Source organism: Finegoldia magna, assembly GCF_018371055.1.
Taxonomy (GTDB): Bacteria; Bacillota; Clostridia; order Tissierellales; family Peptoniphilaceae; genus Finegoldia; species Finegoldia magna_I.
The window spans coordinates 1-8,281 of sequence record NZ_JAGYZD010000060.1 but is presented as its reverse complement, the minus strand read 5'-3'; the positions used below and the strand labels follow the sequence as shown (position 1 = coordinate 8,281).

The 8,281-nt window shown below is 33.0% G+C and carries 8 protein-coding genes and 1 pseudogene; 3 read left to right on the top strand and 6 right to left on the bottom strand.

Annotation, left to right across the window (positions count from 1 at the left end):
* A pseudogene (locus tag KHW44_RS03945) lies at window positions 1–238 on the top strand (PLP-dependent aminotransferase family protein); the annotation flags it as partial.
* Window positions 239–296: 58 nt separating this feature from the next.
* Window positions 297–1,736, top strand: coding sequence for an aminoacyl-histidine dipeptidase (locus tag KHW44_RS03940; protein ID WP_294684515.1), 1,440 nt, complete (start codon window positions 297–299; stop codon window positions 1,734–1,736).
* A gap of 44 nt (window positions 1,737–1,780) precedes the next feature.
* Here the strand turns inward: KHW44_RS03940 and KHW44_RS03935 are convergent, their stop codons facing one another.
* Window positions 1,781–2,470, bottom strand: coding sequence for a hypothetical protein (locus tag KHW44_RS03935; protein WP_278736177.1), 690 nt, complete (start codon window positions 2,468–2,470; stop codon window positions 1,781–1,783).
* Window positions 2,471–2,658: 188 nt separating this feature from the next.
* Between KHW44_RS03935 and KHW44_RS03930 the strand changes: the two genes are divergently transcribed.
* A complete protein-coding gene (locus KHW44_RS03930) occupies window positions 2,659–3,630 on the top strand; it encodes a hypothetical protein (RefSeq protein WP_094206334.1) in 972 nt (323 codons plus the stop codon).
* A gap of 47 nt (window positions 3,631–3,677) precedes the next feature.
* Here the strand turns inward: KHW44_RS03930 and KHW44_RS03925 are convergent, their stop codons facing one another.
* From KHW44_RS03925 to KHW44_RS03905, 5 genes are all read right to left on the bottom strand, one after another.
* Window positions 3,678–4,865 carry a PatB family C-S lyase gene (locus KHW44_RS03925; protein WP_278736178.1) on the bottom strand — a complete coding sequence of 396 codons (1,188 nt, stop codon included), beginning with the start codon at window positions 4,863–4,865 and terminating at the stop codon, window positions 3,678–3,680.
* 89 nt (window positions 4,866–4,954) lie between these two features.
* On the bottom strand, window positions 4,955–5,356 hold the full coding sequence (gene mscL, locus KHW44_RS03920; RefSeq protein WP_094206336.1) for a large conductance mechanosensitive channel protein MscL: 402 nt from the start codon (window positions 5,354–5,356) through the stop codon (window positions 4,955–4,957).
* A gap of 17 nt (window positions 5,357–5,373) precedes the next feature.
* Complete coding sequence (locus KHW44_RS03915; RefSeq protein WP_304066220.1) at window positions 5,374–5,820, bottom strand: hypothetical protein; 447 nt, start codon at window positions 5,818–5,820, stop codon at window positions 5,374–5,376.
* A 341-nt stretch (window positions 5,821–6,161) separates the two neighbouring features.
* Entirely contained in the window at window positions 6,162–7,244 is a 1,083-nt protein-coding gene (trpS, locus tag KHW44_RS03910; RefSeq protein WP_304066216.1) for a tryptophan--tRNA ligase, read from the bottom strand.
* Window positions 7,245–7,246: 2 nt separating this feature from the next.
* Window positions 7,247–8,281 (bottom strand): CapA family protein (locus KHW44_RS03905; protein WP_304066213.1); only part of this gene is annotated, 1,035 nt, incomplete at its 5' end.

The following is an 8,281-nucleotide window of genomic DNA, read 5'->3' as shown; positions in this document are numbered from 1 at the left end:
TGAGAAAACTGATTGTGGCACATCTGTCGTAATCAAGGTCGATAAGAGGATTGACAGTAATGTTTTGCTGAAAACTTTGAAGGAAAATTCTGTATATGTGACTAGTATCGATGATTTTTATTTGGATAAAAACATGAACACTAATGTGTTTTTGATTGGGTTTGCTAAGATGAGCTACGATGATATTTCAACTGGTATGGATATTATCGTAAATGTTGTAAATAATCTTGTCAATTAGATTACAAAATAATGTAAAAGAGTTATAATAAAGTAAGAAGATATATAGGAGGTTACTCATGCAAAAATATGAAGATTTAGAACCAAAAAAAGTGTTTTATTGGTTCAAACAATTAAACGATATTCCTCGTGGTTCGGGAAATGAAAAAGGCGTTTCAGATTTTTTGGTTAGTTTTGCAAAGGAAAGAGGACTTGAAGTATACCAAGATCATCTTAACAATGTAATTATCAAAAAAGACGCTACAAAAGGTTACGAAAATTCAGAACCTGTTATTTTGCAAGGACACATGGACATGGTTTGCGAAAAGACTGATGATTCAGACCACGATTTCTTAAAAGATCCTATCTCAATGCACGTTAAAGACGGATATGTTTATGCAGATAACACAACTTTAGGAGCAGATGACGGAATCGCTGTTGCGTTTTGCTTAGCTATTTTGGATTCTGATGATGTTGCTCATCCAAAATTGGAAGTTCTTGTAACAATTGATGAAGAACGTGGAATGGACGGAGCAAACGGTGTGACTGCTGAACATTTGAGCGGAACTCGTTTGTTAAACATCGACACCGAAACCGAAGGAGACTTCATTGTAAGCTGTTCTGGTGGAGCAAATGCCATTACTACTTTCAAGAGTGAAAAATCAGAAGGCTTATCAAAGGCTATCGAAATTTCTCTTTCTGGATTAAATGGTGGTCACTCTGGTCTTGAAATTCAAAAACAAAACAAAAACGCCATCAAAGTTATGGCAAGACTTTTGAACAAAGTTGCTTTGGAAATGGATTTTAGATTGCAAGAAATCTCCGGTGGATCAAAACACAATGCCATCGCAAAGAATGCTCACGCTATCATCACTGTTGATGATTTGGACAAGGCAATGAATATTTTAAACGAAATTGGAGAATATGTTCGTCACGAAGGTAGAAAAACAGATCCTAACTTGGTTTTGGATATTAAAGAAACAGAAAAAACAGAATTTTCTTATTCAAAAGAAACTTCTCAATCTATCGTTAAATTCTTGTATTTGTTAATCAACGATGTTATTTCAACTTCACAAGACATCGAAGGTTTGGTTCAAACAAGTTCAAACGTTGGTGTTGTTGAAGCAGACGACGAAAAAATCAAGGTTACTTGTTGTGTAAGAAGTTCTGTAGAAAGCGAACTTCACAATATGTTCGACAAGATCAAATCATTAGCTTATTTGACTCACGGAACTACTGTTATCGAAAAAGAATATCCAGCATGGGAATTCAACACTGATGGAGAATTGGCAAAGGTTGCTCCAGCATTGTACGAAGAAATGACTGGCAAGAAAGCTAATGTAACTGCAATTCACGCAGGTTTGGAATGTGGTTTGTTAAAAGGCGTACTTCCTGATTGCGATATGATTAGTTTCGGTCCAGATATCATTGGCGCTCACACTCCATTGGAACATTTGGGAATTGAATCTACTCAAAGAATGTACGATTACACATTAAAATTATTAGAAAAATTAAAATAACAAAAAATTAAGGAAAGTTCTTTTTATGAACTTTCCTTTTTAAATTATTTGTATTCATGATTTTCTAAAACATAAATTAAATCTTCATTAGTTTCTTTACTTTTTTGAACTTCAAACATTCCAATATATGAGTAAAAATCGTACACATCAAAATCTTTTATATTCTTATCTATCTCTGAATCCGATAAATTGTCTCCATTCATTACCGATGATTTTTTAATGTAATTTTTTATATCTTTTTTGGATAATTTTGTTTGATAATTTTCTGATTCTATCATATCCTCAGCAACTTCATTTTCTACGACATACGTATTCTTATCCTTAGATATTAAAATTCTCATTATCACGCCTTCTCCAGATTTCTTATCCTTAGTAGAAATCCATGTCTTCACTAAAACTAAAATTTTGTCTTTACTTTCATACGTATCCAATATTTTCAACTCGGATAATTCATAATACTTATAATCTGGTTTTTTAGCTAAAAATTTTTCAAGACTTTCACTCAATCTAATTTTATTTGTATCTTTTTCCAGCTTGTAATATTTTTGCGTAAAAAACATTTTTACAGTTTCATTTATATTAGCTTTATCCTTTTCGTCAACATCTACTTTTACTGTCTCGTTTTGATTTGCTTTTTGCTCGTCGTTTTTAATTTTATTTTTTTGACAAGACGATAAAAGTAACAACATCATAATAACAAGTGTGATTGTTTTTCTTAATTTACCTATAGTCATATGAACCTCTAATATTTTTTCATAATTATCACTTCAATTTTATTTTAGTTAAACGATTTCTACTTGTCAACTATTTATTTGTCATTTATATTTCAAAATTCAACATTAGGTTACAATAAGTCTACAATTGTGATTTGTTCAAAATCATTTGCCGAAATCTGTTATAATATTATTGTCAGGGGGAATTTATGAAAAAGAAATTTACATTAGTGTTATTATCACTACTTATGGTAATAACTTTAAGCGCTTGCTCTCAAGCAAAAGAAAAAGTAAGCCTATTAAACGATTTTAGAAAAACAACTGAATGGAAGAACCAATCTTATGAATTCAAGAATGAAACTTCCAAGCTAAAAGAAATCAAAGTCAAAGCAACACAAGACAAAACAACAGGAGTTGCAATGGCAACTGTTACAAGCGATGTAGCTCAATTAGCTGGTCAAGGAAACAACTTGGGTGAACTTCACTTTGCAATCCAAGATGGAAAAGCGTACTTGAATTACGATGCATTTGCTAACAATCTTCCACCAAAAATGAAGGAAGCTTTGATTCAAAAAAACTTGTACTTCAATGTTACACAAATTTTGCAAAAATTAACTGAGCAAAATTTCCAAGCGACAACTGTAAGAGATTTCACTGTGTTCATGCCACTTTTATCATCAAATACAAAATTCCAAGTTAGAATCGCAAAAGACTTTGTAATCGACAACAAGGAATTAACTGTTAAAGAAGATGGCAACCACAAATACTCTGTGAATTTGACTGGCGAACAATGGGCAAAAGTCATGGAATATTCAAGAAAAACTTTATTGAAAAACTTCAAAGAATACGCCAAACTTGCCAAGGGAAGTGACCTTACAGACCAAGAACAACAAAAAATCCAAGAAATTGAAAATAATTTAAAATCAGACCAATCTAAAAAAGAATTCGAAGAAAAAATGAACACATTAAAGACAACTAACAAAGACGATAAGTTCAATTTAACATTTGAATTCAAGGACAAATCATACGATGTTAGCTTAAAATCAACTCCAAAATCAAAAGATACAGAAAGCATTAACATCTCAATAACTTCAAAAGAAGACACATCAATTAATAATCCAAAAGTTCAAGTGGATAATGGTCCTTTCGAATTTATGCAACAATTTTTGAATGTAAAATAGAAATTAAAAAAATCCCGAAATTCAAACGAGTTTCGGGATTTTTGTGTTTATTTGTATAATTCTTGTAGTAAATTATCCAATCTAACTAATGCGTCTTTTACGACTTTTGTAGGAGCTGCAACGTTAAATCGTACAAATCCATCGCATTCTCCGAAAAATCTTCCGTCAGTGAATACCAAATCAGCTTTTTCACCCAATGTTTTAAGCAAATCGTCGCTGTTCAATCCTAAACATCTGAAATCCATCCACATAACATAAGTTGCTTGAAGGTGATTTACTATGATTTTAGGGTATTTTTCTTGGAAGAAATCGTAGACGATTTTTTGGTTAGTATCTATAACATTGATTAATTCGTCAAGCCAGTCTTCAGCTTCGTCAAAAGCCAATTGTGTAGCTTCAAGTCCCATAACATTGACAGCGTTGCTTCTCATAATATCCAAAGTCTTCTTGTATTGAGCCATCATTTCGGAATCGGAAATAATTGTATATCCACAGCAAAGTCCTGCCAAGTTAAAAGCTTTTGTAGAAGATTGACACACAACTGTTTTTTCGATTAATTTTCTATCCAAAGAAAGCACAGATGTGTGAGTGTTTCCCGGCATAACAATATCTTGCCAAATCTCATCAACCACAACAATCACATCATTATCATTCGCAATCTTGATTACTTTTTCCAAATCATCCTTGCTCCACAAAATTCCACCCGGATTATGAGGATTACAAAGAATAACCATTTTGTTTTCAGACTTTTTACATTCTGATTCAAATTTTTCAAAATCAATTGAATAATTGTTGCGTTGGTCTGAAATCAAAGGAACATCTGTCATAACTCTTTCATTAAATTCAATGGCAAATCTGAATGGACCATACACTGGTCTCATAATCATTACAGAATCGCCTTTTTTAGTGAAAGCACTTACTGCAGCAAAAAATCCATCTACAACAGTTGGAACTTCGACAATCCATTCTTTTTTTATATCTGCATTGTGGCGTTTCTTGTCCCAATTTATGATGCTATTGTAAAATCTGTCTGTAGGAGAGCAATATCCCAAAACCAAATTATCTAAGCGTTTTTTCAAACCTTCGATAATTTCTGGTGCGTTTTTGAATTCCATATCTGCAACGCTAAATGGAACTACATCTTTTTTCATATTCGGAAATTGTTCGCTTCTTACAGCCCATTTTCTAGATCCCATTTCGTTTCTGTCACTAATCGTTTCAAAATCGTATTTCATCATAATCTCCTTATTATAAATTAATCATTCCTTTTTCAGTATAACACAAGACAACAAAAAAAGAGGATACAATCCCCTTTTATGTCAAATTATTCTGTTAATTCAGATGTACAATGTGGACATCTTGTAGCAGTAATGTCGATTTCACTCTTGCAATATGGGCAAGTTTTTGTTGTTGGATCAGCTTCCGGTTCTTTATGCAAAGCATCGCGACCTTTATTGATAGCTTTAACCATCAAGAAAACTACGAATGCAATTATAATAAATTTAACCAAAGCATCCAAGAACAAACCGTATTGTAACTTAACTCCTGCAACAGTTGCTGCCATTTCTTTCATATCAATTCCTGCAGTTGCAGCCCCAATCAAAGGTGCTATAAGTCCATTAATAAGTCCATCTACCATTTCCTTAACAGCAGCACCCATGATAACGGCAACTGCCAAATCCATTACATTACCTTCAGTAATGAATTTCTTAAACTCTTTGAACATAATACCCCCTATAAAATCTATTCATTCATTAAATTCATTTTTTCCTTTTGTAAATTATACACTTCTTTTTTCAATTGCTTAATAGCAGCGTCGCAATTTCTCTTGTTATTGAGAATTTGCATTTGAATTACAGAGTCAAAAAGCTTATTATCAAAATAATCCGCCAAGAAAAACGTGTTCTTGTATCTGAAACCAACACTTGGTTTCTTGTCCAAATCAATCATAATATTACTGAACTTTCTAATCGCCAAATCAGCCTTCTTCGCTTGATTCTTCGCCTTTTTTAAATTCGATCTTTTAATCATAGTAGTAATAGTCTTACCCTTGAAAATATCGAAAATTCCCCATCCTGATGCTGTACCCAAATAAGATTGCACCTCATTCAAGCTAGCTATCGCAATTTCTCCAAGCTTAATAGCTTCGTTTATATTATATAATCTAGATCCTACTTTTGCTCTTAACATAATAATCTTCCTTTCCTTTATTATTTATACCCTTAAATAATAATTTTAAGCAAATGAAAAATCAAATAAAATTTATATTTTATTAATCAAGCAAAAATCAACCACCGAAGTGATTGACATATATAAAAAATATAGCAAACCTTTCATGCTAAGAATATCATACGGAAAAAATTGTCAAGATTTCAAATCGAATAAATCCGTCAAAATCGGACTGCGTAAGCTTCAGCGTGCTTGCGATTTTAGGATTTTGAGATTTAGAAATCATCAATTTTTGAAGTCTAGATATTCGTATATGATGGTTTGCTATCCATAATCAACCACTAACGTGATTGATTTCTCATTTATTTGTATTTTTGTTGTTGTTTATTAATCAATTCCACATCTTCAAAGTAGTTGATTCCCATTGCAGCTTTTACTTTCTTCAAAGTTTCTGCTCCAACTTCTCCGGCATCTTCTGATCCTTTTAACAACATATCGAAGATTTCTGGAATGTTTTGTTCGTAGTGTTTTCTTTTTTCTCTGATTGGAGATAATTCTTTTTGCAAAATATTGTTCAAGAATTTTTTGATTTTGACATCGCCAAGTCCACCACGTCTGTAATGATCTTTTAATTCGTCCAAATTTTTGTAATCTGGAAGAAATTCTGAGAAATCATCGTCTGTACAGAAAGCGTCCAAATAAGTGAACACTGTATTTCCTTCAACTTTTCCAGGATCTGTGATTTGAATGTGGTTAGGATCTGTGAACATACTCATCACTTTTGATTTGACATCTTTTTCAGAATCCGACAAATAAATACAGTTACCCAATGATTTACTCATCTTAGCTTTGCCGTCTAATCCTGGAAGTCTGGAACAGATTTTGTTGTCAGGAATTACAGCTTTTGGTTCAACCAAAACTTCTGAGTAATAGTTGTTGAACGTTCTTACAATTTCACGCGTTTGTTCCAACATTGGAAGCTGATCTTCTCCGACTGGAACTATGTTTGCGTTAAAAAGCGTAATGTCTGCCGCTTGGCTGATTGGATATGTCAAGAATCCAACAGGAAGGCTCGCTCCAAATTCTTTTTGTTTGATTTCTGCTTTAACTGTAGGATTTCTTTCGAGTCTTGAAAGTGTAACCAAGTTCATATAATAAAACATCAATTCTGTAAGTTGTTCAACGTGCGATTGCACAAAAATCGTAACTTTGTTTGGATCGATTCCGCAACTTAAATAATCAAGTGCAACTTCAATGATGTTCTCACGAACTTTGTCTGGATTGTTGAAGTTGTCAGTCAAAGCTTGTGCATCTGCAATCATGACATACATTTTGTCGAAGTCACCTTTGTTTTGCATGATAACTCTGTTTTTTAATGAGCCTACGTAATGACCCAAATGTAATTTTCCTGTTGGTCTGTCACCTGTAAGTATTATATTTCCCATTTTTACTCCTTGTTAAATATTTTTTCGTAATGTTGATTTGCTCTGTTCAATTTGGATATTATTTTGTCTTTTCTTGGATAATTTATTTCTGAATTGAGAACTTGTTTAACTGGAACTACAACATATCTTGTAGTCACACTATCTGTGTATTTATCCACATAGTATGGCTTGTTTTCGAAACTTTTTATCGTTGTCTTGTCCCCAATTTTCTCAATTGTAATATCAGAGTACACACCAATCTCTACACCGTAATATTGTCCGTAGGATTCTCTTTGATCTGAAACTAGATTTCCCATTGAATAAACACAATATGATTTTTTACCGTCGTTTTCAATAACATCAGCCTTTTGTATTGTGTGCGGGTGCGATCCTATCACCAAGTCAACTCCCATATCTGAAAATTTCTTGAACGTGTTTTTCTGATAAGAGTTAGGATAATCAGAATATTCCTCTCCCCAATGCATGTAGCACATTATAACATCTGCGTGATTTTGCTTTAAATAATCCACATCTTTTTGGATTTGTTCCATATTAATCAAATTCACAGCAGTGTCTCTTCCAGAATTGAGCATCAATTTTTCGTAGCCATTGAGCATTTGTGTATATGAGAAAAATCCAACCTTTATTCCTTTGACATCTACGATAAGTGGATTGGTCGATTCATTTTCCTTGAACGTACCAGTCCTTTTCAAACCGTACTTTTCAATAGCATCTATCGTGAGGTCAATCCCCTTCAATCTTCTATCGTAAGAGTGATTATTCGCAGTACTTACGACATCAAATCCCGTATCTTTGAATGCTTTTATGACATTTTCGTGTGTTGCAAATTCTGGATAACCACTCATGTCTGATGCATTCTTTGCAATAGTCGTCTCCAAATTGACTATGGATAAATCACTCTTACCCACGATATCTTTAATAACCGCAAAAGAATCCGTAAAATCATAATTTGTAGCTTTTGCTTGGCGAATTTGAGTTATGTGATTCATATAATCGCCCCAACAAGTTATGGTTATCTCTTTCTTTTCCAGATTTTT